Source organism: Kocuria sp. KD4, from assembly GCF_011769905.1.
GTDB classification, from domain to species: Bacteria; Actinomycetota; Actinomycetes; order Actinomycetales; family Micrococcaceae; genus Kocuria; species Kocuria marina.
Genome location: NZ_CP050449.1, coordinates 2328975 through 2353144, shown reverse-complemented (window position 1 = coordinate 2353144; position 24170 = coordinate 2328975). Strand labels below are relative to the sequence as shown.

Here is a 24170-nt window from a genome sequence, read left to right as displayed (position 1 = left end):
GTGGCCGCCATGATCCTGAAACGGCTGGGCATCTCGGTCTTCGTGCTCCTGGCCGTGTCCCTTCTGGTCTTCTTCTTTACCCTGTTGCTGCCTGGTGACCCGGCCCAGGCGATCCTGGGCCAGCAGGCCACACCCGAACGGCTTGCCGCTCTGCGCGAACAACTGGACCTCAACGCCCCGTGGTACGAGCGCTACCTCTCGTGGGTGGGCGGTCTGCTCGTGGGGGACCTGGGGACGTCGGCCGCCACGGGCGGTTCCGTCAACGCTTTGCTCGCGAGCAAGGTCTCCGCGTCTGTGGTGCTCATGGCCATCGCGGCCGTGATCGCCATTCCCGTGGGGCTCATGCTCGGCACGTGGTCCGCGATGCGCCGGGGCCGCGCAGCGGATCAGGGGCTCACGGGGATCTCGCTCGTGCTGGCGGCGCTGCCCGAGTTCGTGATCGGCGTGGCGCTGACCACGCTGTTGTCCACGACCGTGTTCCGCTTGCTGCCCTCGGTCACGATGGCCGCGCCGGGCACGCGTGTGTGGGACTACCCGCTGCAACTGATCCTGCCCACCCTGACCCTGATCCTGGTGGTGGTGCCCTACATGATCCGCATGACCCGCACCACCATGGCGGACGTTCTGGACTCCGGGTACGTGGAGATGGCCCGGCTCAAGGGGCTGCCCGAACGCCAGGTGATCTTCAAACATGCCCTCCCGCACGCCATCGGGCCGGTGGCCCAGGTGGTCGCGATGCAGCTCGCGTGGCTGGCCGGGGGCATCGTGGTCGTGGAGTTCCTCTTCCGCTATCCCGGTCTCGGTCAGGCCATGGTGGACGCCGTGAACATACGTGACGTCCAGGTGGTACAGGCGCTGTCCATGATCATCGCGGCGTTCTACGTGATCGTCAACCTGCTCGCCGACGTGGTCGGGATCCTCGCGAACCCGAAACTGCGTACGGAGTCCCGCTCATGAGCGCGCAGAGAACCTCGGAGTCGTTCACGCGCCGTGTACTGCGGCAACCGGCCGCGAAACTCGGCATCGTGCTCACCGCCATCGTGCTGCTCCTCGCCGTGCTGGGGCCGCTGGCCGTGCCCGCGTGGACCGGGTACGGCACCAACTCGTTTGCGGGCAAACCGTTTCAGACCGGCGTCTTCGGCACCGACAACCTGGGCCGTGACGTGCTCTCCCGGTTCCTGGCCGGTGGCTGGCGATTGCTGCTGTACTCCGCGCTCGCGACCGTCGTGGGCGTGGGCCTGGGCGCCGTCCTGGGGATGCTCGCCGCGCTGCGCGGCGGGTGGTTGGACTCGGTGATCATGCGCTGCGGGGACGTGTTGCTCGCCATCCCGCAGCTGGTCTTCGCGCTGCTGGCCGTGACCGTCCTGGGTCCGCAGGGCTGGGTGCTGGTACTCGTGATCGGCGTGACCCACGCTCCCCGGGTGGCGCGCGTGATCCGCGCTGCGACCGCCGGGGTCGTGGCCGAGGACTACGTCCTGGCCTCCCAGATGTACGGCGTCCCCCAGTGGAAGATCCTGGGCCGGGACGTGGTGCCCAACATCATGGGCCCGCTCATGGTGGAGGTAGGACTGCGGCTGACCTACTCGATCGGCGCGGTGGCCTCCCTGTCCTTCCTGGGGCTCGGGATGCAACCGCCCACCCCGGACTGGGGCCTCATGATCAACGAGAACCGGATCGCGCTGTCCTTGCAACCGTGGGGTGTGATCCTGCCGGTCATCGCGATCGCCGTGCTCACGGTGGGGACCAACCTGATCGCCGACGCCGTGGCCGGCGCCTCCGCGGGCCGCGTGCGCACCACTGGGAAGAGAACTCGATGAGACGCTCGGAACAGAAGGCCCGCGCCGCGGCTCGAGCCAACGCCTCCGGTGCCGACGGCCCGCACAACGCCTCCGGTGCCAACGCCCCACGCAATGCTGCGAACTCATCGGGCGGCGGTAACGTCCGCCCCGCTGTAGACCGGGACAACTTCCCGCACACGACGGGTCGGGGCCCCACTTCCGCCACGACGGACCGACGCGCCGACGACCGCGGCGGCGGCGTCCCCCGCACCGTGGTGCCCCGCGCGAGCGTGGACACCGCGATCACGGTGTCCCACCTGAGTGTGGGGGTCACTGGCGGCGAGCTCATCCTGGACGACGTGAGCTTCCGGCTGCACCCCGGGCGGATCCTCGCGCTCGTGGGGGAGTCCGGCTCCGGCAAGACCACCGCGGCGCTCGCGTGCATGAACCACCTGCGCGCCGGGCTGGAACTGCGCCGCGGCACCGTGGAACTGCACGCGGGCGCGTCCCGCTTCCACCCCGAGGCCGTGGACCTGCTGACGCTCACCGAACGCCGGACGCGCGGGTTGCGGGGCGGGACGATCGCGTACGTGCCTCAGGACCCCGCGCTGTCGCTCAACGGGTCCCTGCGTGTGGGTGAGCAGATCGCGGAGGTGCTGCGCGCCCACGAGTTCGGCCGCGATGCCCGTGTGCGTGACGCCCGCGTGGCCGAGGTGCTCACCGAGGTGGGTCTGCCGAGCGATCGCGCGTACCAGCGCCGGTTCCCGCACGAGCTCTCCGGTGGGCAACAGCAGCGGATCGGGATCGCCATGGCGTTCGCGTGCCGCCCCGCGGTCATCATCCTGGACGAACCCACCACGGGTCTGGACGTCGCCACGCAGGACCTCGTGCTGAAGACCGTGTACGAGCTGACCACCAAGCACGACGTCGCGGGGCTCTACATCACGCACGACCTCGCGGTCGTGGCGCAGGTCGCGGACGACGTCGCGGTCATGCTCCGCGGCACCATCGTGGAGCGGGGCTCGGCCCGGCAGGTGCTGCACCACCCGGAACACCCCTACACGCGCACGCTGCTGGACGCGGTTCCTGACATGGCGGGCGCCCGCGAGATGGGCGGCGGTCCCTCGGTGGCACCCGTCCACTCGGTGCGTGCGCCGTGGGACGACGGTCTCGGTCGGGAAGACGGGCGCGGCGGGGACGACGTCGCCGGGCCGAGCCGGTCGCGCGACGCGAGTACCCCGCGCAGTGAGGAGGCGACGCGGGGGCGCGGGAGCGGCGTCGTCGAGCCCCGGGCGAGCATTGAAGCTGGAGGTTCCGACCCATCGCGGGATGCCTCCGGGGTGCCCGCGGCGTCCAGTCCCGGGGCGGCGGGCGGCGACCGCGCCTCCGTCGAACCCGTGGTCGCCGTGCGGGGCCTGCGGATGGCGTACGGGCAGGCGGTGATCCTCGATGGGATCAGCATGGACCTGCCGGCCGGGCGGACCACCATGCTGCTCGGGGAGTCCGGCTCGGGCAAGACCACGCTGTCCCGCAGTGTGACCGGGCTCAACGACCGCTACACCGGGCAGGTCCTGCTGGACGGGCGCGTGCTCGCGCCCGGGACGCGCCAGCGCACCCGGGAGCAGCGGCAGCGGATCCAGTACGTGTTCCAGTCGCCGTTCTCGTCGCTGAACCCGCGGCGCAGCATCGGTGACTCGCTGCAGGTGCCGCTCGAGATGAACGGGGAGCTCTCCCGAGCGCAGCGGCGCGCGGCCGTGGCGGATGCGCTCGACGCCGTGCGGCTGGGACGCAGCTACATCGACCGTCGCCCCGGTGACCTTTCGGGCGGGGAGCGGCAGCGGGCGGCCGTGGCGCGGGCGCTCGTGAACGCGCCGTCGTTGTTGGTGTGCGACGAGATCACGTCCGCGCTGGACGTGTCCGTGCAGGCGTCCGTGATCGAACTGCTGCGGGAAATCCAGCGCGAGCGCGGGCTGGCCATGCTGTTCGTGACCCACAACATCGCCCTGGCGCGGCACATCTCGCACCGGCTCGCGGTGCTCGAGCACGGGAAGCTCGTGGAGTACGGGCCCACGGACACCGTGCTGCGCGACCCTCGGCACGAGTACACGTGGTCCCTGCTCGAGCATGTACCCACCCTCGAGAGCGCGGGCTGAGGTGGGACGATGACCGTCCGAAGCCGGGTCGAGTTGACGACGGCGCACACGAACCTGCGCGGTCCCGCCGTGAGCCGGGTGCGTGAGACCTTCGAGGAGCACCTGTCCCGCGCACACGGAGGGATGTCCTTCTGCGTGTACCGGGACGGGCGCCCGCTCATCCGGCTGCACGGGGGATCGTTCGACCGCCGGTCCTCCCCGGGGGACGCGGTCGAGCGGCCGTGGGACGAGCACACCCTGGCCGTGATGTTCTCGGGGACCAAGGGGGTCTCCGCAACCCTCGTGGCCATGGCGGTGGACCGAGGGCTGCTGGATGTGAACGAGCCCGTGGCGCGCTACTGGCCCGAGTTCGCGGCCCGCGGCAAGGAGCATGTGAGCGTGGCGCAGGTCCTCGATCACACCGTGGGACTCGTGTACACGCATCCGGAACCTCCCGCCGGGATGCTGGACGCCTCCGCGCATGCGGCGGTGCTCGCGCGGCAGGAGCCCCTGTGGGACCCCGGGAGCAAGGTGGCGTATCACGCGGTGACGTTCGGGCACATGGTTGAGGAGTTGCTCGTGCGGGTCACGGGTCACCGCGCCGGACAGCTGCTGCGCGAGCACGTGGCCCGGCCCCACGGGCTCGAGCTGTACCTGGGACTGCCCGCCGAGCTCGAGGACCGGGTGGCTCCCGTGTTCCGCGCCCCCGGGTACGCGATCAGCACGTTCCTGGAGGATCCGCAAAGGCGCGCCATCGTGGAGCGGATGTACGGCAACGCACTGCTCGGGGAGGAACTGCCCGCCAATTCCCGCGCGTTCCACGCGAGCGGACTGGTCTCGGGAGGCGGGATCGCCGGTGCGGATGCGATTGCGCGGTTCTACTCGCTCGTAGCATCGGGTGAACTCGTGTCACCGGCGACCCTCGAGACGTTCACGCGCACGTGGTCCCACGGCAGGGACGCGGTGAATGACCGGCCCGTGGCGTTCGGGCTGGGGTTTGAGGTGCAGGACCCCCTGTGCACGTACGGCCCAGTGGAGCGGGCCTACGGTCACTCCGGCGCGGGCGGCTGCCTGCACGGGGTCTGGCCGGACGCGCGGATCGGTTTCTCGTTCCACACCAACGAGATGCTCAGCGAGAACGTGGACCGCCGGGCCAAGGATCTGCTGGCCGCGCTCGCGCAGTGCGATCTGGGCTGAACGGGGTGGCGCGGTGCGCGTGCGCCGCGAGTTCCACGAGGTGCCACGCGGCGCCGTCCGTGTCCAGACCCGCGCGCCACACCGCGCGCAGATCACGGTCCAGCACGCCGCCGAACACGGGCACGCGCACCAGGTTCTCGCGCTCGACTTCCGCGGCGACGGCGAGCGCGCTGAGCACCGCTGGGCCCACCCCGGCCCGCACGGCACCGAGGACAGCCGCGTTGGAGCTGAGCTCCATGGCCGGGGGCACCGGGACGAGGGGCGCGAGCGCGGCGAGCAGTGTGCGTCGCGTTCCCGATCCTTCTTCACGCATGACCAGCGGGGTGGCCGCGAGTTCCGCAGCCGTCAAGGGCTCGGTGCGCTGACCCCACGGGTGGAGCGGGGCCACCACGACCTCCAGTCGGTCCCGAGCGACCACCGTTTCTCGCAGCCCCTCCGCGGGATCCGGGCTCTCCACGAAGCCCACGTCCACCACGCCCCGGCGCGTGCGACGCATGACTTCCGCGGAGTTGCACGCGAACAACTGCAGCTCCAGCCCCGGGTGGGAGTCCCGCAACCGGGACAACCACGTGGGGGCCAGGTACTCGGCCACGGTCACGGATGCCGCGACCTTCACGTGCTGGGTCCACTCGAGGCGCAGTTTCTCGATCTCCGTCGTGAACCCGTCGTACTCCGCGAGGACCCTGCGGGCGCGCTCGGCCACGGCGCGGCCCTCGGGGGTGGGTCTGGACCCGGTGGGTGAGCGGTCCAGCAGGCGCAGCCGCCACATCCGCTCGGCGCGGGCCACGGCGCGTGAGACATTGGGCTGGGCCATGTCCAGCGCGCGGGCGGTCGCGCCCATGGAGTGGTGGTCCATGACGGCCACGATCACGCGCAGTAGGGAGAGATCGACCTCGGCCATATCAGCAGTGTATGACCCAATGCTCAGATCACGACTACCCGGCGGGTGTTCGCGCGAGCACAGTGGAGGCATGGCGACGGGTCACGAATCTTCCCACGGCACCCCTGACGGGACAAGCGCCCTCGGCGGGGCAGGCATACTCGGTGGGACTGGTGCGCTCGCTGGGCGGGGCGCTCCCAGTGGCGCAGTCGTCCCGCGAGGAGCGGCGTCGACCTCGGCAACCGCCGCAGCCGCGGCATCGGCCATGCATCCTGTTCCAGTGGCGCGTGCGACGATGCCCGCGCCCCCGGCTGCCCCTGGCACCGAACGGCAACCGGGTTCCCGTGCGGCGGTCCTCCCCGGGCTGGCGTTCTGCGCTGCGGGCATGGCCGTATCCCTCGTGCTCGGGTGGTTGATCCCGGGGGTGAGCCCGCTGCTGATCGCGATTGTCGTGGGCGCCCTGATCGCCAACGTGGTCAGGATGCCCCGGGTTCTGGCTCCGGGGAGCGCCGTGGCCGCCAAGTGGGTCCTGCGCGTCGGCATCGTCCTGCTGGGGCTGTCCGTCTCGCTCCAGGACATCGCGGGACTCGGCTTCGGGATGATCGCGGTCGTCGTGGCCGTGGTCGGCGTGGGCATCCTGACCACGGTGTGGATCGGCGGCCTGATGGGGGTCCCGCGTGCACAGCGCCTGTTGATCGCGTGCGGGTTCTCGATCTGCGGGGCCGCCGCCGTGGCCGCGGTGGAGGGGGTCACGGACTCGGAGGACGAGGACGTCGCGACCGCCGTGGGACTCGTGGTGCTCTACGGCAGTCTGATGATCCCGGTGATCCCGCTCCTCAGCGGGGTCCTGGGGTTGACCGAACACCAGGCCGGTCTGTGGGCGGGCGGCTCGATCCACGAGGTCGCCCAGGTCGTGGCCGCGGGCGGGGCCATCGGCTCGGCGGCACTGGCGTCCGCGGTGTTGGTCAAACTGACCCGCGTGGTCATGCTCGCGCCGATCATGACGATCGTGGGGATCCGGGCGCGCCGTTCGGGCACCGCCGCCCGCAACGGCAAGCGACCCCCAATCGTGCCCCTGTTCGTGGTGGGGTTCGTGCTCGCCGCGCTGGTGGCCTCGAGCGGCGTCGTACCTGAACCGGTCATGGGAGCCCTGGGCACCCTGGAGACGTGGTGTCTCAGCATGGCGATGTTCGCGCTGGGGCTCGGGGTGAAGGCCAAGGAACTCGTGCGAGTGGGCTTCAAGCCCGTGCTGCTCGGTGCGATCTCCACGGTCGTCGTGGCGGCCACCGCCCTCGGGGGCATGCTGGTCGTCACAGGAGCCCATGGTGATGGCTAGCATGGGGAACATGAAGGCTACTGAAGAATCGTTCGTCCGGGCCGAGATCCAGGGCCAGACCGGGCTGTTGACCCTGACCCGTGACAAGGCGCTGAACGCGTTGAACCGCAGCATGTACCACCAGCTGGTCAGCGCACTGCAGATGTGGCGGGACGATCCCGCGATCACGCAGGTCGTGATCCGCGCGCAGCTCGCCAAGGCGTTCTGCGCGGGCGGGGACATCAAGGAGGTCCGCGAGGCGGCGTTGGGTGGCCGCCAGGACGAGATCCGCGACGCCTTCGGCACCGAGTACTCCATGAACGCGATCATCGCGCGCTACCCCAAGCCGTACGTGGCCATCATGAACGGCATCGTGATGGGCGGCGGCATGGGCCTGTCCGTGCACGGTTCGTACCGAGTGGTCACGGAGACCACACAGATGGCCATGCCGGAGACGGCCATCGGCTTCTTCACGGACATCGGGGCGAGCTATTTCCTGCCGCGCGTCACCCGGGGTGCCGGTTCCTCGACCGACGACGACGCCGCTCGCCACGAATCCCTCGCCGTCGCCCGCTACCTCGGGCTGAGCGGTGCGCGCATCAACGGCGCGGATGCGATCGCGCTGGGGCTGGCGGACACCTACATCGATTCCGCGGACGTGGACGCGTTCGTGGACACCGTGCTGGCGGATGGAGTGGACGCCGCGACGTCGTCGTATGCCAAGCAGGCCCCGGAATCCGAACTCGTGGGGCGCTGGGACGAGATCGTGGCGACCTACGGTGCGGACGGCTTCGAGGAGGTCGTGCGCAACGCGGGCTCGGACCTGGACGGGATGAGCCCCACGTCGCTCGCGCGCGTGTTCGAGCTGCTGCAGCGCGGCGCGCAGGACGACGACGTCGTCTCCTGCCTGCGCCGCGAACTGCGTATGGCGGAGGACACTGCGGTGGGCCACGACTTCATCGAGGGCGTGCGCGCCATGGTCGTGGACAAGGACAAGAACCCGCAGTGGGAGCCGGCCACGGTGGCCGAGGTGGACATGGACCGGATCCGGAACGTGGCGGACCAGGAATCGGACCTCCCGATCAGCGTGTGAACCGCGGGTCAGCCCAGCGGTGACGGGCTCTGCGAAGAGTCCGGGGTGAGGGGGTCCGAGCCCACCGAGCCGCGGGCGCGGGCGATGGCCGCCATGAGGTGGTAGACCACCAGGGCGGCGGCGGTACCCAGGGCGATGCCTGCGAAGTCCAGGCCGCCGATCGACCACGCGTAGTCACCGATGCCCACGATCATGGCGATCGCCGCGGTCGTGAGGTTGACCGGGTTGGAGAAGTCCACGCGGTTCTGCACCCAGATCCGCACGCCCAGCATGCCGATCATGCCGTACAGCACCGTGGCCGCTCCGCCCAGCACACCCTGGGGGACCGTGGCCACCGCGGCGCCGAAGACGGGCAGCACGCTCAGCAGAATGGCGACGAGCGCGGCCACCCAGTACGCGGCGGTCGAGTAGACGCGCGTGGCGGCCATGACGCCGATGTTCTCCGCGTACGTGGTGGTGCCGGAACCGCCCCCGGCGCCCGCGATCATGGTGGCTAGACCGTCCGAGATGATGGCGCGGCCCATGTAGGGGTCCAGGTCGTCGCCGGTCATTAGGGCCACGGACTTCACGTGACCGATGTTCTCCGCCACGAGCACCAGGATCACCGGGATGAACAACCCGGCCAGGTTGAGGTGGAACTCGGGGGAGTGGAACTGGGGCAGGCCGAACACGCCTTGTTCATCCCATGCAGCCTGGATCGAGGTGAAGTCCACCTCACCGCGGATCACGGCGGTGACGTAGCCAATCGCCACGCCCAGGAGGATGGACAGGCGGCCCAGCAGCCCGCGGAACAACACCGAGATCAGGATGATCGAACCCAGGGTCACGAGGGCCGTGACGGGTGCCGCGGTGAAGTTCTGCTTGGCGGAGGGGGCCAGGTTGAAACCGATGAGGGCCACGATGGTGCCCGTGACGGCCGGTGGCATGAGTTTCTGCAGCCACCCCGTGCCCGCGATCTGCACGATCACGCCGATCAGGAACAGCGCGGCACCGGCCATGATCACGCCGCCGAGCGCGCCACCCGGACCGTACTGGTTCACGGACGCGGTGATCGGGGCGATGAACGCGAACGAAGACCCCAAGTAGCTGGGCACCCGCCCCGCCGTGACCACCAGGAACAGCACCGTGCCGATGCCCGAGAAGAACAGCGTGGTGGCCGGAGGGAAGCCGGTGAGCAGCGGCACCAGGAACGTGGCGCCGAACATCGCGACCACGTGCTGCGCGCCGATCGAGATGGTCCGCGGCCAGGCGAGCCGTTCCCGCGGGGTCACCACATCACCGGGGGCCACGTGCCTGCCGTCCCCGTGCAGCCGCCAGTTCAGGCCCAGGCGCTCGACGACGCCGCCGCGCCGGTCCTGCTTGCGCGGCTCGTGCTGCTCGTGGCGCGTGGGCGGGGTGTGGTCGGGGGAAACCGATGAACTCATGGGTGCTCCTTGTCCTGGGCGGGCCGTGGGTGCCGCCCCGAGGATTCTAGTGCGCGGGTGGGGCCCGACTGGTGGTGCGGGGCCCACCCGCGGTGGTGAGGTGCCGCGGGAGGTGGCCGTGCGGCGTTGTCGGCGCCTGGCGAGAAATCTACGGGCGAGTAGGGTGAGTGACGGGGGCCACGCCCGTGGCCACCGGGCCCGCGGGAGGCCGACTCGCGCGAGCGTGACTCACACAGTAGTGGGGGAGGACATCATGGCTGAACTGACCAACGTGACCGTGATCGGATCCGGGGTGCTCGGATCGCAGATCGCGTTCCAGGCGGCGTACTTCGGCAAGACCGTGACCGTGTACGACATCAGCGACGAGATCGTCGGGGCGCTGCCCGGCAAGTGGGAGAAGCTGTCCCTGCTGTACACGCGGGACATGGCGGCCACCCCCGAGCAGCTGGAGGCGGCCAAGGTCCGGTTGAGCGGCACCACGGACCTCGCGGCGGCCCTGCAGGACGCGGACATCGTGATCGAGGCCGTGCCCGAGAACCTGGAGCTCAAGAAGAAGGTGTGGTCCCAGATCGGTGCGGCCGCGCCGGAGAAAGCCGTCCTGTGCACCAACTCCTCCACGCTGCTGCCCAGTGACATTGCCGAGTCCACAGGCCACCCGGAGCGGTTCCTGGCGCTGCACTTCGCCAACGAGGTGTGGCGCAACAACACCGGTGAGGTCATGGGGCACGCGGGCACGGACCCCGCCGCGGCCGAGGCCGTCCTGGAGTTCGCCGGGCAGATCGGGATGGTGCCCATCCACATCAAGAAGGAGCAGGCGGGCTACATCCTCAACACCCTGCTGGTGCCGTTCCTGACGGCGGCATCGCACCTGTGGGTCAACGACATCGCACAGGCCGAGGACATCGACAAGACCTGGCGCACCGCCACCGGTTCTCCCCTAGGCCCGTTCCAGATCCTGGACCACGTGGGCATGGAGACCTATTACCAGATCAACATGAATGCGGGGACCGAGGAGTCCCAGCGGGTTGCGGAACGCGTGAAGCGGGAGTTCATCGACCAGGGTCACATGGGGCGCAGCTCCGGGCGGGGGTTCTACACGTACGAGTGATGCCCCGGCCGAGCCCGGCACGGCCGCGGCCTACGATGGGCAATAACGGAGCACATGCAGATCTGAGCGCCATTTTCTGCGTTTGCTCCGTTATTGCGCGCCTCCTGCGGGAGTCATTCCGCCGCAGCGGCCCGGCGCGCAGGCGCGTCACCGTCGCACGGCCTGACGACGTCGCACGGTGGCCCCTCGCACCCAGCCGACGGCGCGGCGTCGCCGGGTGCCGCGGCACCCGAAGCGACCCCGGGCACATCCCCGGGCGCGGCCCCCGGAGGGGGTGCAGCGCCGTCGTCGCCGTCTGTCATCCCCGGCGCGAACGCCGCGGGGCGCACCCTTGGGGACGTCCCCGGAGGGCCGCTAGGCTTAACGCGTGCACCCCGCAGAGCTGAGCCCGTCCACCCAGGACTACCTGAAGACCATCTGGCGGCTGGGCGAGTGGGAGCCGGAGCGGGTGACCACCACGTCGCTGGCCGCGCGAATGGGTCTGGCGGCCTCCACCGTGTCCGAGGCGCTGAAGAAGCTCACCGCACAGGGCCTGGTGACCCGGCCCGCATACGGGGTCGTGGAGCTGACCGCCGAGGGACGTGACGTGGCCGTGCACATGGTGCGCCGCCACCGCATCCTGGAGATGTTCCTGGCCACCGAGCTGGGCTACGCGTGGGACGAGATCCACGACGAGGCCGAGGTTCTCGAGCATGCCGTCACCGACCGATTCATCGACCGTGTGGACGCCAAGCTCGGCCACCCGTCCGAGGACCCGCACGGGGATGCGATCCCCTCGCGGGACGGGGTGATCACTCCCGCCCCGGCCGTTCCGCTCGGGGACGTCACCCACCCGGAGCCCGTGCGGGTCACGCGCGTCTCGGACGAGAGCCCCGAGACCCTGCGGGTTCTCGCGGAGGCCGAGATTCGGCCGGGCGCGGTGCTGCGGGTGCTTCCGGGTCCGGACCGCAGCGCCACGGTGCGCGTGCGCGTAGCCGGCGGGGGCACGACGCCGGGCGGTGACGTCCCGGGGGGCAGCTCGCCCGCAGCTCTGGTGACGCAGGGGCCGCCCGACGTTGTGGGGACGGTAGCGTCCGGTGGGGTCACGGTGGAACTCGGCATCCTCGTGGCGGAGGCCGTCTGGGTGCAGGCCCTCACCCACGCGAGCTGAACGGGACAGGCGCTCCCCGGCCCGGCTGCGGACAGCATCAGGCTCGCGCTGGACCGAGCGGCGCCGCCTCGGACAGTGGGCTCCCCTGCTGCGTCCGGCGCCGTCGCGGGCCCACAAGGTGAACAGCAGGTGACCGGAACATGTCCTACCCTTGAAAGAACACGAATATGTAGGCGGCGGCACACCATGCCCGGGCCGCGGCGGTGCCGGCTGGCACCGGTGATCGAGGAGCACGAGGTCCACAACATGTCCGAGGGTTTTCTGCGTGCGAGCAGACGGCTGGGCCGGTGGACGGGCCGAGGGCTCTGCTACGGCCTGATCTGGCTGGGCCTCACCCTGCTGGCGGCCGCAGGGGTGATCCGGCACTACTGGGGTCAGATCTCCGTGGGGCAGATGCGCATGAACCTGGTGTCCGTGCAGACGGACGGCGGCGGCGGGTCGATCGTGTGGGTCTCGGTGCTGTTGATCGGCGTGCTTCCCGTGCTGCTGACCTTGGCGGTCGCGCTGGGCCGGTGGGTGTGGCGCCGCCGCCTGTCCGGGCACACTGCGCGCGCTCCGCGCGGCGTGGTCCGCTCCGTCTCCGTGATCGCGGTGGCTGCGGTGGTGGTGGGGGGTACCGCGAGCTTCGCGTCCGCGGTGGACCTGCCCCGCTACGTCAAGGCCGCCAAGTTCCCGCATGACATCGGATCGCGCTACGTCCAGCCCACCGTCACCGGGGACGCGGGCAAGCGCAACCTGGTGGTGGTCTACCTCGAGTCGGGGGAGCAGACCCTCGCGGACGACCAGCTGTTCGAGAAGAATGCGTTCGCGCCCCTGGAGGACGTCACCCGCACGGAGGACGGCTGGCGCAGCGTCACCGACCTCCAGCAGTACGAGGGCGGCGGCTGGACCATGGCCGGGCTCACATCCACCCAGTGCGGCATCCCCCTCAAGAGCTCGGGGGAGGGCATCAGCTCGAGTGACATCGGCGCCGGGATGGAGCAGTACCTGGGAGGCGTTACGTGTCTGGGGGACGTGCTGCAGAACCACGGCTACACCAGCACGTTCCTGGGCGGGGCCAACTCCTCGTTCGCCGGCAAGGACGCCTTCCTGCGATCGCACGGCTACACGGAGGACAAGGGGCTCGCGGACTGGCGGGCCGCCGGCGAGCCGGAGCAGAACTTTCGCGGCGACTGGGGGCTCAGCGACGAGCGGCTCATGGCCCACGCGAAGGACGAGGTGGACCGTCTGCACGCCCGCTCCGAGCGCACGGGCCAGCCGTTCAACCTGTCCATGCTGACCCTGGACACCCACGAACCGGTGCACGTCTATGACTCTTGCGGCGTGGACACCCAGAACCAGGTGACCTCGGTGTTCGCGTGCTCCATGACGCAGGTGGCGGGCTTCATCGAGCACATGAGGCTCCAGGGCTACCTGGAGGACACCTCCGTGGTGGTCATGGGGGACCACCTCAAGCACATGAGCGCCGGGGACGCGTTCCACGAGCAGCTGGACCACCACCCCAACCGCACCATCTTCAACCGCGTGTGGATCCCGGGGGAGTCCTCGGACCAGCCCCTGCGGGCGGGCGCGGACCAGCTGTCCATGTACCCCACCCTCCTGGAGGCGGCGGGGCTATCGGTGCACGACGGCGCGGCGGGCCTCGGCACGTCCGTCCGGCGGCAACAGCCTCCCCAGGGCTCGGCCCAGGCCATGGACCCGGAGGAGTACGCACTGCTGCTCGAGTCCCGCTCGGCCGAGTTCTACACCCGCGCGTGGAACCCGCAGGATCCGGTGCGCTGAGGGCAGGGGCGGCTCGACCCCCGGAGACGGTTCCGGCCGCCCCGCCGAAGGATCGCTTGAACGCGCTGAATCCCGTCCAGGGGTGGCCGGGGTCGTTCGCGGAGGCCACCCCGAAGAGGCCGGCCACGGGCTGACCCTGTGCTGCGGCGTCGAGCAGCGCCTGGACGATCAGCGGCTGGTTGGGGCGTAGCTTGCGCAGCGCGAGGTCCATCCCGGAGGGGGGCGAACACCCACGTGGTGGGGGAGCCGTAGGGGAGCAACGCGCTGACCACGGTGCCGTCCACCGAGCTCGTGTAAGCGGTGCAGCTCCCGGTCTCGCCCAGCACACGGGCGGTCGTGCGCAGGGAGTCGGAGCCGTACGCGGTGAAGCCCCGGCGGCCCGCCGTGTGGTGCAGCAGCTCGATCACGGCATGCGCGCCACCCGGGTGGATGAGCACGGGGCCGTACGGCGCGTACCAGAGCCGCCCCGACCGTGAGGTCTCCTCAACGACCAGGGCGTGCCAACCGGGCCCTGAGAAGAGGTGGGTGGCGGGCCCAGGGCGGCCTGGAAACGGTGCCATGGTTCGGACTGCAGCACGGCGCCGGGTCCGAGAACGGTCGGGGGGTTGGGGGCGGGTGCCGGGCGCTGCGTGGACTGCCCAGGGGCTGGGGACGGGGTGGAGCGCTGGTCGACGTTCGCGAGTGCGGCACGGGGGACCCCCCCCACCGGGAATCGGGACCTGCCCATGGTCGACAACGAACGGGAGGGCGTGCAGTTGCACGCCCCTCCCGCTCACGGCCCTGCTGCGCAGGGAGGTTACACCGCCGGGGCGGCTCAGGGACGCCGCGTCGGTGAGTGCCGCCTCCGTGACGTCCCGCGTTCTGCGGTCTCAGCCAATCACTGAATCCACGAGCGCCTTGGCCTCCTTCTGGACCTGCGCCAGATGCTCCGCGCCCTTGAACGACTCCGCGTAGATCTTGTACACGTCCTCGGTCCCGGACGGCCGGGCCGCGAACCACGCGGATTCCGTGACCACCTTCAGCCCGCCCACAGTGGCGCCGTTACCCGGCGCCTCGGTGAGCTTGGCGATGATGGGTTCCCCGGCGAGGGTCTCCGCGGTGACCTGCTCGGCGGACAGCTTCTTCAGTACGGCCTTCTGCTCGCGATCGGCCGGGGCGTCGATGCGCTCGTACACCGGATCCCCGAACTGCTCGGTGAGTTCGGCGTAGCGCTGCGACGGCGTCTTGCCCGTGCGTGCGGTGATCTCCGCGGCGAGCAGCGCCAGGATGATGCCGTCCTTGTCAGTGGTCCACGCGGAACCGTCCATCCGAAGGAAGGACGCGCCCGCGGATTCCTCCCCGCCGAAGCCGATGGATCCGTCCAGCAGACCGGGCACGAACCACTTGAAGCCCACGGGGACCTCCACCAACCGGCGGCCCAGCGAGTCGGCCACGCGGTCGATGATCGAGGACGACACCAGGGTCTTGCCGATCCCGGCTTCCGGGGACCACCCGGAACGGTTGCGGTAGAGGTAGTCGATGGCCACGGCCAGGTAGTGGTTGGGATTCATGAGCCCGGCATCCGGGGTCACGATGCCGTGTCGGTCGCTGTCGGCGTCGTTGCCGGTCGCGATGTCGTACTCGTCCCGGTTGCCGATCAGGGACGCCATGGCCGAGGGGGAGGAGCAATCCATGCGGATCTTCTCGTCCCAGTCCAGCGTCATGAACGCCCACTGCGGGTCCACCTCGGGGTTGACCACGGTCAGGTTCAGCCCGAAGCGCTCGCCGATCTCCTGCCAGTACGCCACGGACGCCGAGCCCATGGGATCCGCGCCGATGTGCAGCCCGGATTCCTTGATGACTTCGAGGTCGATGATTTCCGGCAGCGCGGAGACGTAGCTGTCCAGGAAGTCGAAGGTCCCGGTGGTCTCCGCGGCGGCGGCCTCCTCCAGGGGCACTCGTTCCACACCATCGAGGCCCGCCGCGATGAGGTCGTTGGCGCGGTTCGCGATCCACTCGGTGGCGTCCGTGTCCGCGGGACCGCCGTGCGGGGGGTTGTACTTGAAGCCGCCGTCCGTGGGCGGGTTGTGGGACGGGGTGATCACGATGCCATCCGCGCGGTCCTCGGGCTCGGAGGCGTTGTACGTGAGGATCGCGTGGGACAGCGCCGGGGTGGGCGTGAAGCCGTCCCGGGAGTCCAGCAGGGTGCGCACGCCGTTGGCCGCGAGCACCTGCAGCGCGGTGTCCTGCGCGGGTCCGGACAGCGCGTGCGTGTCCTTGCCCATGAACAGGGGGCCGGTGATCCCCTGGGCGGTGCGGTACTCCACGATCGCCTGCGTGATCGCGGCGATGTGGTGCTCGTTGAACGAGGTCTTCAGTGAGGACCCGCGGTGCCCGGAGGTGCCGAATACCACGCGCTGATCAGGATCGTCCGCGTCCGGGACGCGGTCGAAGTACGCGGCCAGGAGCTGGTCGATGTCCACGAGGTCACTGGGTTGGGCGACGGTGCCCGCACGGTTAGCCATGGTTCAAACCTAGTCCCGATCGCGGCGCCCGTCAGTCGTTTTCCGCAGGTTTCCGCGCACCGCACGCCGGGGCCCGAACGGCCGGTGGCAGCGCGCTCGCAGCTCGCGCTCAGAGCAGGTGCCGTCAGGCCACCAAGGACGCGCGCGGCGTGGTCGGCGGGTCCAACTGCGCCGCGAGCGCGAGCAGCCACGCCTCGGACGACGCCGCTCCCACCAGGTGCACGCCCATGGGCACCGGCCCGGGGTAGTTGCCTCGCTCGGGTGTAGCCCACGTGGTGGGGATCGTGATCGCGGGCAGCCCCACCACGTTGATCAGGGAGGTCCACGGGGTGTACTGGCATTGCCGCATATAATCCTGCTCGGCACCGGCGGGGTCGGTGATGTCGAAGCCCTCGTGGAACCAGCCGATCGGGCGCGGGGGCATGGCCAGCGCCGGAGTGAGGATCATGTCGTACTGGGCATATTGGCTGATCACATTGGCCTCGATGTCCCGCAGGACCGCCACGGCATCGGCGAGATCCACCGCGGACCGTGTCAGCGCGCGGTCCCGGAACGCCCGGGCCAGGCCCGTGAGCTGTCCTTCCTGCCCGGTTAGCGGCAGCTGCCCCATGACGGTGCTCCACAGCCGGAAGAACGCGTCCGGGTAGGCCGGGTCGTAGGAGATCCGGGCGTCGACGACGTCGTGCCCCGCCCGCTCGAGGCGCCGCACCCCGTCGTCGAGCGCGGCATGCGCCTCGGGTGATACGGAGATGTCGTAGGTCTCGTCGAAGGGCGACGCCGTGCTGACACCGATCCGCAGCGGGCGCTCACCCCACGGCATCCGCCCGGCCAGGGCGGCGTCGACCACTGCCGTGAAGGACGGCTCGGGCGCGGCCCGGACGGGGCGGTCGATCCGATCGTGTCCGGGGGTGTGGCACAGCACGTCCATGAACAGGGCGGCATCCCTGGCGGTGCGCGTGATGGGGCCGTTGACCCCAAGTTGTCCCACGTTGGACAGGGCGTCGTTGCTCGGGACACGCCCACGATTGGGTTTCAGGCCGATGAGTCCGCAGGCCGCCGCGGGGATCCGGATGGAGCCGCCGCCGTCGGAACCCACGGCCCCGGGCAGGATCCCCGCGGCCACGGCGGCCGCTTGACCCCCGGAGGACCCGCCAGGGGAGCAGTCCAGGGCGAACGGGTTGCGGGCCGGAGGGAAAGCGCGATTCTCCGAATAGCAATTGAGCAGGAACTCGGGGACCTGGGTCTTGCCGAGGATCACCGCACCGGAGGCTTCGAGGGTCGCGGCGAGCGGCTCGGATACGGCAGCGGGCGGCACGGTACCGGTCTCGTCCCGCGTGGTCAGTGCGCCCCACGTGGTGGGCATCCCGGCGACGTCGTGCCCGTCCTTGAGCGCGGTGGGGATACCCAGCAGGGCGGGGAGCTCGGAGGCATCCTCCTCGGAGTCGCCTCGGGCGCTCGAGAGCCGCTCGTCCGCGCTGCGGGCCCGCTCGAGGGTGGCCTCTGGGGCCACATGGACAAAGGCCCCCAAGTGCGCGTTGAGCTCGGTTATCCGCTCGAGCGTCCGCCGGGTCAGCTCCTCGCTCGTCACCTCCCCGCGGCGCAGGGCGGCAACGGTCTCGGTCAACGTGGGGAAGTGTTCCACCGTGTCCTCCATGGCGTTCGGGACGTGTGCGGGGACCCCAGCCTAACCATTGCGCGTCATGAAGTTCTCAGAGCAAGGGCGGTGCTGCCGACAACGGCCGGCCGACACCGCCCGGGAAAATACTCCGACGACTCATTCAAGGGAATCGAACCAGTCCAACCCTCTGAGCTCCGTCATGATCGCCTGTTCGATCCCGACGCCAAAGTCGCCGCAGTATGCTCGAATTTCCCCTCACGCATCACACCGAGAAAGTAGATCCCCCATGAAACGGTCGCTCTCCGTCGCGGTTTTAGCCTTCGTCGTGCTCACCGGGTGTTCCGCGAACAATGACGCCTCGGACACCGGCCAATCAAGCGTAGGCGCGCCCAGCCCCCAGGTGTACCAGGATGTGCAGAACTGGTCAGGCGCCGGTGATAACGGGGCACGATTCACCGCTACCGCTGAAGTGAAAGCGCCGTCCGGGGTCGAGGAAGCCCGCCAGTTGATGGGAAAATCGATCACTCCGCTGCATTTCCTGGCCGTCACCGTTGACAACATCAAGGGCGCAGACTCAATCACCACGCTGAAGGCGACTTTCACGACGCCGGCCGGTGACCTGGTCGAATACACCGCACTCGGCGACTACCTGAACGAATCGGAAGCGCCGGAGAGCTCGAGCGTCGATGCCACCAACCGGATCATCGAGGTGCACAACGCTTTCAGTTGGGATGAATACGAAGTAATTGCGGGCCAGAAGAAAACCGTCGTTCTCGCCACGGAGAGCGCGTACCCTCACCAGGTGACTCACGCGACTGTGGGAGAGGGCATAACCCTTACTCCCTCCGACCGATCCGCTGAAACGGATAGGGCCACCGGAGCCCCCGAGGCAAAGGTTCCCGTCGGCAGCAATGATCGGCTGGCTGAGCTCTACGGCACCACGCTGAAGGGCAACGACATCAATTTCCGCATTTTCAGCCCGAATGCCCAGAAAGAACTCAACGCCGTGATGCCTCCCCAGCTCAATGGCGCATGGGGCGCATTGTGTTCACATGCCGCCACCCAGGAACAGCTCATGGAGACTGGCGTCAACGCGAACGGTCACAATTGGCGGCCCTTCCAGTACGCGGTGACTGAGAGCGGTGCGCCCCCACTCAGCGGCGATGCGAAGTCCAAAGAATATGAAGCGGCCTCGCTGGCAGAACTTTCTCACGGGGGATCCTGCGCCGTCATCCAGTCACCGGACACATCTGCTGCCACCAAAACCAGCGTCGCCTCCGTGGGCCACTACCTGGGCAACTCGACTCTGGAAGCCACGGTGTACGTGAGGTAGCCTCCGGGCTCCGGATCGGACGCCCCCCTGGGGAACTGTGGGGGGGTAGAGCCCGCCTTCGGGCTGACTGGCTCAGTCGATGTCGTGCGTTTGACGGATACCCCAGCCCTGCGCGCCGGACACGCGAACGGGCGGCCACCAGAACCCCGGTGACCGCCCGCCGTCGTACGCGGTAAAGCTCAGGAAGCGCGGATCAGGCGCCGACCTCCTCGATGGCCTTGGCGAAGATCCGTAGGCCCTCGCGCAGCAGGTCGAAGTCGATCACGAGCGGCGGCAGCAGACGCACGTTGTTGCCGAACGTGCCACACGTGAGGATGACGACGCCCTGCTCGAGGCACTTGGCCGCGATCTGCTGGGCGGCGTCCGCGTTGGGTTCCTTGGAACGGGGCTTCACGAACTCGAGCGCCATCATGGCGCCGCGCCCACGCAGCTCGCCCACGATGGGGGAGGACTCTGCCAGGGAGCCGAGCTCCTCCTTGATGATCTTCTCGATCTCGAGGGCACGGTCTGCGAGGTTCCAGTCCTCGATGGTCTCGATCGCGCCGAGAGCGGCGGCGCACGCGACGGGGTTACCGCCGTAGGTGCCGCCCAGGCCGCCACCGTGCACCACGTTCACGAGCTCCGCGCGGCCCACCACTCCGGACAGCGGCATACCGCCGGCGATGCCCTTGGCGAAGGTCACGAGGTCCGGCTCCACACCCTCGTACTCGGAGGAGAACCACTTGCCCGTGCGGGCCACGCCGGCCTGGACCTCGTCCGCGACGAAGACCGCGCCGTTGTCCTTGCACCACTGCGACAGGGCGGGCAGGAAGCCCGGGGCCGGGACGATGAACCCGCCCTCACCCTGGATGGGCTCGATCACGATCGCGGCCACGTTCTCCGCACCCACCTGCTTCTCCACGAGGGTCAGGGCGCGCTTGGCGGCTTCCTCGCCCGTCATGCCCTCCGGATCGCGGAAGGGGTAGGACATGGGAACGCGGTACACCTCGTTGGCAAACGGCCCGAATCCCTGCTTGTACGGCATGACCTTGGAGGTCATGGCCAAGGTCAGGTTGGTGCGGCCGTGGTAGGCGTGGTCGAAGACCACGATCGCGTTGCGCTTGGTGTGCACGCGCGCGATCTTCACGGCGTTCTCCACGGCCTCCGAACCGGAGTTGAACAGCGCGGCGCGCTTGTCGAAGGCCCCAGGGGTCAGGGACGCGATCTTCTCGGCGACCTCCACGTACCCCTCGTAGGGGGTCACCATGAAGCACGTATGGGTGAACTTACCCACGGCCTCGCGCACCTTCTCCACAACCTTGGGCGCGGTGGCGCCCACGGAGGTCACGGCGATGCCGGAGCCCAGGTCGATGAGCTGGTTGCCGTCCGCGTCCTTGATGATGCCGCCGTCGAGCTCGTCCGCGTAGACGGGCACGGAGGAGGCGACGCCGGCCGCGACCGCCTTCTCCCGCCGCGCCGCGAGTTCCTGCGACTTGGGGCCCGGGAGGGCGGTCTTCAGATCGCGCTTCTGCTCAAGCCGGTATTCGATGTCAGCCATGTTCGGTTGCCCTTTCACTACAGCGGCACGGGGACGCGAAAACTCGATAATCGGATCCGCCCCGGAAAGCCCCGGTGATCCGGGGCTCCAGCCGAGGCGGGTCCGTGTGCGGCCGGTGCCGGGAGTTCGGACCCTCGTGGGGCCCTCCTCCCGTCAGGCGGGCGCGGGCGTGCTCAGGCCCAGGGCGAGGGCATGCCCATGTACTGCACGGTGGTGTACTCCTCGATGCCCTCGGCGCCGCCCTCGCGGCCCAGGCCCGATTCCTTGACGCCGCCGAACGGCGCCGCGGCGTTGGAGATCACTCCCACGTTCATGCCCAGTAGGCCGTACTCGATGCGGTCGCCGATGCGCAGGGCACGCGAGATGTCCTCGGTGAACACGTAGGACGCCAGGCCGTACTCGGTGGCGTTGGCCAGGCGGACGGCGTCGTCCTCGTCCTTGAACGTGATCACGGGGGCCACGGGGCCGAAGATCTCCTCCTTGAACACGCGGCACTGCTCGGTCACGCCGGTCAGCAGGGTGGGCTCGAAGAAGTACCCCGGTCCGTCCACGGCCTTGCCGCCCACGACGGCCTCGGCGCCGTTGTCGAGCGCGTCCTGGACGAATTCGGCGACGCTGTCACGCGCCTTCTTCTCGACCAGGGGACCCACGGTGGTGTCCTCCTCGAGACCGTTGCCGGGCTTGAGGGCGTCGAGCTTCTCCGCGAACTTCTTGGAGAACTCGTCCGCGACGGACTCGTGCACCAGGAAGCGGTTGGCTGCGGTGCACGCCTCACCCATGTTGCGCATCTTGGCGGCCATGGCGCCATCCACGGCCTTGTCCAGGTCCGCGTCCTCGAACACGATGAACGGGCCGTTGCCGCCCAGTTCCATGGAGGTACGCAGCACGCGGTCCGCAGCGGTCTTCATGAGCTGCTTGCCCACCGGGGTGGAGCCCGTGAAGGAGATCTTGCGCAGCCGGGGATCCTCCATGATGGGCCCGGAGACGTTGGACGCGGACGCGGAGGACACCACGTTGAGCACACCCGCGGGGATGCCGGCCTCGATCATGAGCTTCGCGAAGAACTGTGAGGTCAGCGGGGTCAGGCGCGCGGGCTTGAGGATCATGGTGCACCCGGCGGCCACCGCGGGGGCCACCTTGCGGGTGGCCATGGCCAGCGGAAAGTTCCACGGGGTGATCAGCAGGCACGGGCCCACGGGCTTGTGGGTCACGATCATCTTGAGGTTGCCCTCGGGGGTGTCCACGTAGCGCCCGTAGTGACGCACGGCCTCCTCGGAGAACCAGCGCAGGAACTCGCCGCCGTAGACGACCTCGCCCTGGGACTCCTTGAACGGCTTGCCCATCTCCAGGGTCATCAGCAGTGCGAGATCGTCCTTGTGCTCCTGGACGAGGTCGAACGTCCTGCGTAGGATCTCGGAACGCTCGCGAGCACTCGTGCGGGCCCAGGACTCCTGGGCGTTCGCGGCGGCGTCCATGGCCGCGCGCGAGTCCTCCTCGGTCGCGGAGGCCAGCGTGGCCAGCACCTCGCCGGTCGCGGGATTCTCGACGTCGAACGTCCCGCCGTCGGAGGCATCTCGCCACTCGCCGTTGATCAGGAGGCCCTTGGGTGTGGCCTCGAGGACTTCTGAAACCCGGTCTTTGATGCTCATCTGGTTCCTTTCTGGGAACTCCACTCGGCGTGGTCCGGTGCAGTCTCGAACTCGTGGGACATAGCTCCCTTCCTCCATGGTATGCCCGGCCGCAACGGTGCGATCAGCGGCTGCGGGTTCGTGACTCGCTCGCTGCCACTAGCCGCTCCTCGGCGTCCGCGCCGGGGGCGATCCCGCGCGGGATGCGCAGCATGAAGATCAGCCCCAGGACCCACCACAGCGCGAAGATCACGTAGGGGGCGGTGCCCAACCCCGCGGGCATCCCGGGTAGATACAGCACAGCGAGTCCCAGGCAGAGCACTACGGACAGCACACCGATCACCACACCGCCGTGGTGCTTCCCGCCGATCCGGTAGGGCCGCTCCATCTCCGGTTCGCGGCGTCGCAGGATCACGAACACGATCGACACCAGCAGGTACGCCACCACGATCGAGGGCGAGCCGGAGTCCACGAGCCAGCCGAGCATCTCGGTGCCGAAGAACGGGGCGATGAAGGACAGCGCTCCCACGAACAGCAGGGCATTGGAGGGGGTCCTGTACTTGGGGTGCAGCTTGGCGAACCAGCGGAACAGCATCCGGGAGTTGCCCAGGGCCCAGAGCAGACGTGAGGCACCCATGAGCAGGGAGTTCCAGGACGTGAGGATCCCGGCCAGGCCACCGGCAAGCAGCACGTTGGCCATGGCGCCCGAGGTGAAGAGGTTGCCGAACGCGTCCGCCACGGCGATGTCCGCGTTCGCGAGGTCATGTGCGGACATCGCCGAGGACGTGGTGAGGATGACCATCACGTACCACGCGGTCGCTATCAGCACGGAGGTGACGATCGTGCCGCCCAGTTTCTTGGGCGGCAGGTGCATCTCCTCGGAGACCTGCGGGATCACGTCGAAGCCCACGAACAGGAACGGGACCACCACGAGCACCAGGGAGAACCCGGAGACACCGTTGTGGAAGAAGGGCTCCATGTTCTGTTCCGAGCCGCGCGTGAACGCGCCGAAGACCATCATGAGTCCCACGATCGCCAGGAAGATGATTACGAAGACCTGCACCGTGGACGCCTGCTTCACACCGCGCAGGTTGATCCACGTGATCACCACGGCGCTGAGCGCACCCACGAGCGCCCACGTGAGGTTCACCTCGAATCCGGCGATCGTCCACAGCGGGACGTGGCTGAGTTTCGGGAAGATGTACTCCACCGTGCGAGGTACGGCCACGGCCTCGAACGCCACGATCGTGATGTACCCGACCGTGATCGCCCACGAGCCGATGAACGCCCACCTGGCACCCATGCCCCGCAGCAGGTAGTTGTGCTCACCGCCCGCGGCGGGCATCGCGGCCACGAGTTCGCCGTACACCAGGCCCACCACGGCCATGATCGCCCCGCCGGCCACCATGGCGAGCACCGCGCCCATGGTCCCGGCGTCGTTCAGCCAGCCTCCCGTGAGGACCACCCAGCCGAAGCCGATCATGGCCCCCACACCCAGGGCGATGGCGTCCAGCCGCCCCAGGACCTTCTTGAACCCTGCGCGGTGCTCCGGGAGATGGCGTTCGTGTGTCATGCATGCCGTCCTGGGATGTCGAGGAGGTCGAGGTTGTTGCGCTCCATTGTCCGCGCGGACGACGGTGCTGGGTGCCCTTGGCAGCGTAAGTGGCCTCGCCGTCGGTGGAGCGGCGGGT

The 24170-nt window shown here is 69.3% G+C and carries 17 protein-coding genes; 10 read left to right on the top strand and 7 right to left on the bottom strand.

Annotated elements, in window-relative coordinates:
- The 4 genes from HBK84_RS10500 to HBK84_RS10485 are packed head-to-tail and all read left to right on the top strand — an operon-like array spanning position 1 to position 5107.
- Entirely contained in the window at positions 1-957 is a 957-nt protein-coding gene (locus tag HBK84_RS10500) for an ABC transporter permease (RefSeq protein ID WP_167318851.1), read from the top strand.
- On the top strand, positions 954-1817 hold the full coding sequence (locus tag HBK84_RS10495) for an ABC transporter permease (RefSeq protein ID WP_167318850.1): 864 nt from the start codon (positions 954-956) through the stop codon (positions 1815-1817). The genes HBK84_RS10500 and HBK84_RS10495 overlap by 4 nt, the downstream gene beginning before the upstream one ends.
- Positions 1814-3931 carry an ABC transporter ATP-binding protein gene (locus tag HBK84_RS10490; protein ID WP_167318849.1) on the top strand — a complete coding sequence of 706 codons (2118 nt, stop codon included), beginning with the start codon at positions 1814-1816 and terminating at the stop codon, positions 3929-3931. The genes HBK84_RS10495 and HBK84_RS10490 overlap by 4 nt, the downstream gene beginning before the upstream one ends.
- A 9-nt stretch (positions 3932-3940) precedes the next feature.
- Positions 3941-5107, top strand: a complete 1167-nt coding sequence (locus HBK84_RS10485) for a serine hydrolase domain-containing protein (RefSeq protein WP_167318848.1) — start codon at positions 3941-3943, stop codon at positions 5105-5107.
- Here the strand turns inward: HBK84_RS10485 and HBK84_RS10480 are convergent.
- Entirely contained in the window at positions 5040-6008 is a 969-nt protein-coding gene (locus tag HBK84_RS10480) for a LysR family transcriptional regulator (RefSeq protein ID WP_167318847.1), read from the bottom strand. The genes HBK84_RS10485 and HBK84_RS10480 overlap by 68 nt on opposite strands.
- Positions 6009-6252: 244 nt before the next feature.
- Between HBK84_RS10480 and HBK84_RS10475 the strand changes: the two genes are divergently transcribed.
- Both HBK84_RS10475 and HBK84_RS10470 read left to right on the top strand, forming a co-directional pair.
- Positions 6253-7323, top strand: coding sequence for a YeiH family protein (locus HBK84_RS10475; protein ID WP_370520533.1), 1071 nt, complete (start codon positions 6253-6255; stop codon positions 7321-7323).
- 10 nt (positions 7324-7333) lie between these two features.
- The gene (locus HBK84_RS10470) at positions 7334-8395 is read left to right on the top strand and encodes an enoyl-CoA hydratase/isomerase family protein (protein ID WP_240918972.1); all 1062 of its coding nucleotides are present in this window, start codon (positions 7334-7336) and stop codon (positions 8393-8395) included.
- 8 nt (positions 8396-8403) lie between these two features.
- Here the strand turns inward: HBK84_RS10470 and HBK84_RS10465 are convergent, their stop codons facing one another.
- Positions 8404-9819 carry a uracil-xanthine permease family protein gene (locus HBK84_RS10465; RefSeq protein ID WP_240918970.1) on the bottom strand — a complete coding sequence of 472 codons (1416 nt, stop codon included), beginning with the start codon at positions 9817-9819 and terminating at the stop codon, positions 8404-8406.
- A 253-nt stretch (positions 9820-10072) separates the two neighbouring features.
- On the opposite strand from HBK84_RS10465, the gene HBK84_RS10460 reads away from it, so the two are divergent.
- The 3 genes from HBK84_RS10460 to HBK84_RS10450 all read left to right on the top strand — a co-directional run bounded on the left by HBK84_RS10460 (position 10073) and on the right by HBK84_RS10450 (position 13859).
- Positions 10073-10927 (top strand): 3-hydroxyacyl-CoA dehydrogenase, encoded by an 855-nt coding sequence (locus tag HBK84_RS10460; protein WP_167318844.1) that lies wholly within the window; start codon positions 10073-10075, stop codon positions 10925-10927.
- A gap of 367 nt (positions 10928-11294) precedes the next feature.
- Entirely contained in the window at positions 11295-12077 is a 783-nt protein-coding gene (locus HBK84_RS10455; protein ID WP_085108639.1) for a metal-dependent transcriptional regulator, read from the top strand.
- Between the two features lie 219 nt (positions 12078-12296).
- Positions 12297-13859 carry a sulfatase-like hydrolase/transferase gene (locus tag HBK84_RS10450; protein ID WP_240918968.1) on the top strand — a complete coding sequence of 521 codons (1563 nt, stop codon included), beginning with the start codon at positions 12297-12299 and terminating at the stop codon, positions 13857-13859.
- Between the two features lie 869 nt (positions 13860-14728).
- Here the strand turns inward: HBK84_RS10450 and pgm are convergent.
- Positions 14729-16363, bottom strand: a complete 1635-nt coding sequence (pgm, locus tag HBK84_RS10445) for a phosphoglucomutase (alpha-D-glucose-1,6-bisphosphate-dependent) (protein WP_167318843.1) — start codon at positions 16361-16363, stop codon at positions 14729-14731.
- Between the two features lie 124 nt (positions 16364-16487).
- Positions 16488-18005: an amidase gene (locus HBK84_RS10440; protein ID WP_167318842.1), complete on the bottom strand. Its 1518-nt coding sequence runs from the start codon at positions 18003-18005 to the stop codon at positions 16488-16490.
- Positions 18006-18267: 262 nt separating this feature from the next.
- Here HBK84_RS10440 and HBK84_RS10435 point away from each other — a divergent pair, with 262 nt between their 5' ends.
- Positions 18268-19314 (top strand): hypothetical protein, encoded by a 1047-nt coding sequence (locus HBK84_RS10435; RefSeq protein ID WP_167318841.1) that lies wholly within the window; start codon positions 18268-18270, stop codon positions 19312-19314.
- A gap of 193 nt (positions 19315-19507) precedes the next feature.
- Here the strand turns inward: HBK84_RS10435 and gabT are convergent, their stop codons facing one another.
- The 3 genes from gabT to HBK84_RS10420 all read right to left on the bottom strand — a co-directional run bounded on the left by gabT (position 19508) and on the right by HBK84_RS10420 (position 24052).
- A complete protein-coding gene (gene gabT / locus HBK84_RS10430) occupies positions 19508-20851 on the bottom strand; it encodes a 4-aminobutyrate--2-oxoglutarate transaminase (protein WP_167318840.1) in 1344 nt (447 codons plus the stop codon).
- 173 nt (positions 20852-21024) lie between these two features.
- Complete coding sequence (locus HBK84_RS10425) at positions 21025-22500, bottom strand: NAD-dependent succinate-semialdehyde dehydrogenase (protein ID WP_035959265.1); 1476 nt, start codon at positions 22498-22500, stop codon at positions 21025-21027.
- Between the two features lie 103 nt (positions 22501-22603).
- On the bottom strand, positions 22604-24052 hold the full coding sequence (locus HBK84_RS10420; protein ID WP_167318839.1) for an APC family permease: 1449 nt from the start codon (positions 24050-24052) through the stop codon (positions 22604-22606).
- Between the last annotated feature and the right edge of the window lie 118 nt (positions 24053-24170).

What these genes read in the sequence shown, in the direction of transcription:
- HBK84_RS10495 (WP_167318850.1), top strand. Translation starts at nt 954, where the DNA reads ATGAGCGCGCAGAGAACCTCGGAGTCGTTCACGCGCCGTGTACTGCGG.
- HBK84_RS10490 (WP_167318849.1), top strand. Translation starts at nt 1,814, where the DNA reads ATGAGACGCTCGGAACAGAAGGCCCGCGCCGCGGCTCGAGCCAACGCC.
- HBK84_RS10485 (WP_167318848.1), top strand. Translation starts at nt 3,941, where the DNA reads ATGACCGTCCGAAGCCGGGTCGAGTTGACGACGGCGCACACGAACCTG.
- HBK84_RS10480 (WP_167318847.1), bottom strand. Translation starts at nt 6,008, where the DNA reads ATGGCCGAGGTCGATCTCTCCCTACTGCGCGTGATCGTGGCCGTCATG.
- HBK84_RS10475 (WP_370520533.1), top strand. Translation starts at nt 6,253, where the DNA reads ATGCATCCTGTTCCAGTGGCGCGTGCGACGATGCCCGCGCCCCCGGCT.
- HBK84_RS10470 (WP_240918972.1), top strand. Translation starts at nt 7,334, where the DNA reads ATGAAGGCTACTGAAGAATCGTTCGTCCGGGCCGAGATCCAGGGCCAG.
- HBK84_RS10465 (WP_240918970.1), bottom strand. Translation starts at nt 9,819, where the DNA reads ATGAGTTCATCGGTTTCCCCCGACCACACCCCGCCCACGCGCCACGAG.
- HBK84_RS10460 (WP_167318844.1), top strand. Translation starts at nt 10,073, where the DNA reads ATGGCTGAACTGACCAACGTGACCGTGATCGGATCCGGGGTGCTCGGA.
- pgm (WP_167318843.1), bottom strand. Translation starts at nt 16,363, where the DNA reads ATGGCTAACCGTGCGGGCACCGTCGCCCAACCCAGTGACCTCGTGGAC.
- HBK84_RS10435 (WP_167318841.1), top strand. Translation starts at nt 18,268, where the DNA reads ATGAAACGGTCGCTCTCCGTCGCGGTTTTAGCCTTCGTCGTGCTCACC.
- gabT (WP_167318840.1), bottom strand. Translation starts at nt 20,851, where the DNA reads ATGGCTGACATCGAATACCGGCTTGAGCAGAAGCGCGATCTGAAGACC.
- HBK84_RS10425 (WP_035959265.1), bottom strand. Translation starts at nt 22,500, where the DNA reads ATGAGCATCAAAGACCGGGTTTCAGAAGTCCTCGAGGCCACACCCAAG.
- HBK84_RS10420 (WP_167318839.1), bottom strand. Translation starts at nt 24,052, where the DNA reads ATGACACACGAACGCCATCTCCCGGAGCACCGCGCAGGGTTCAAGAAG.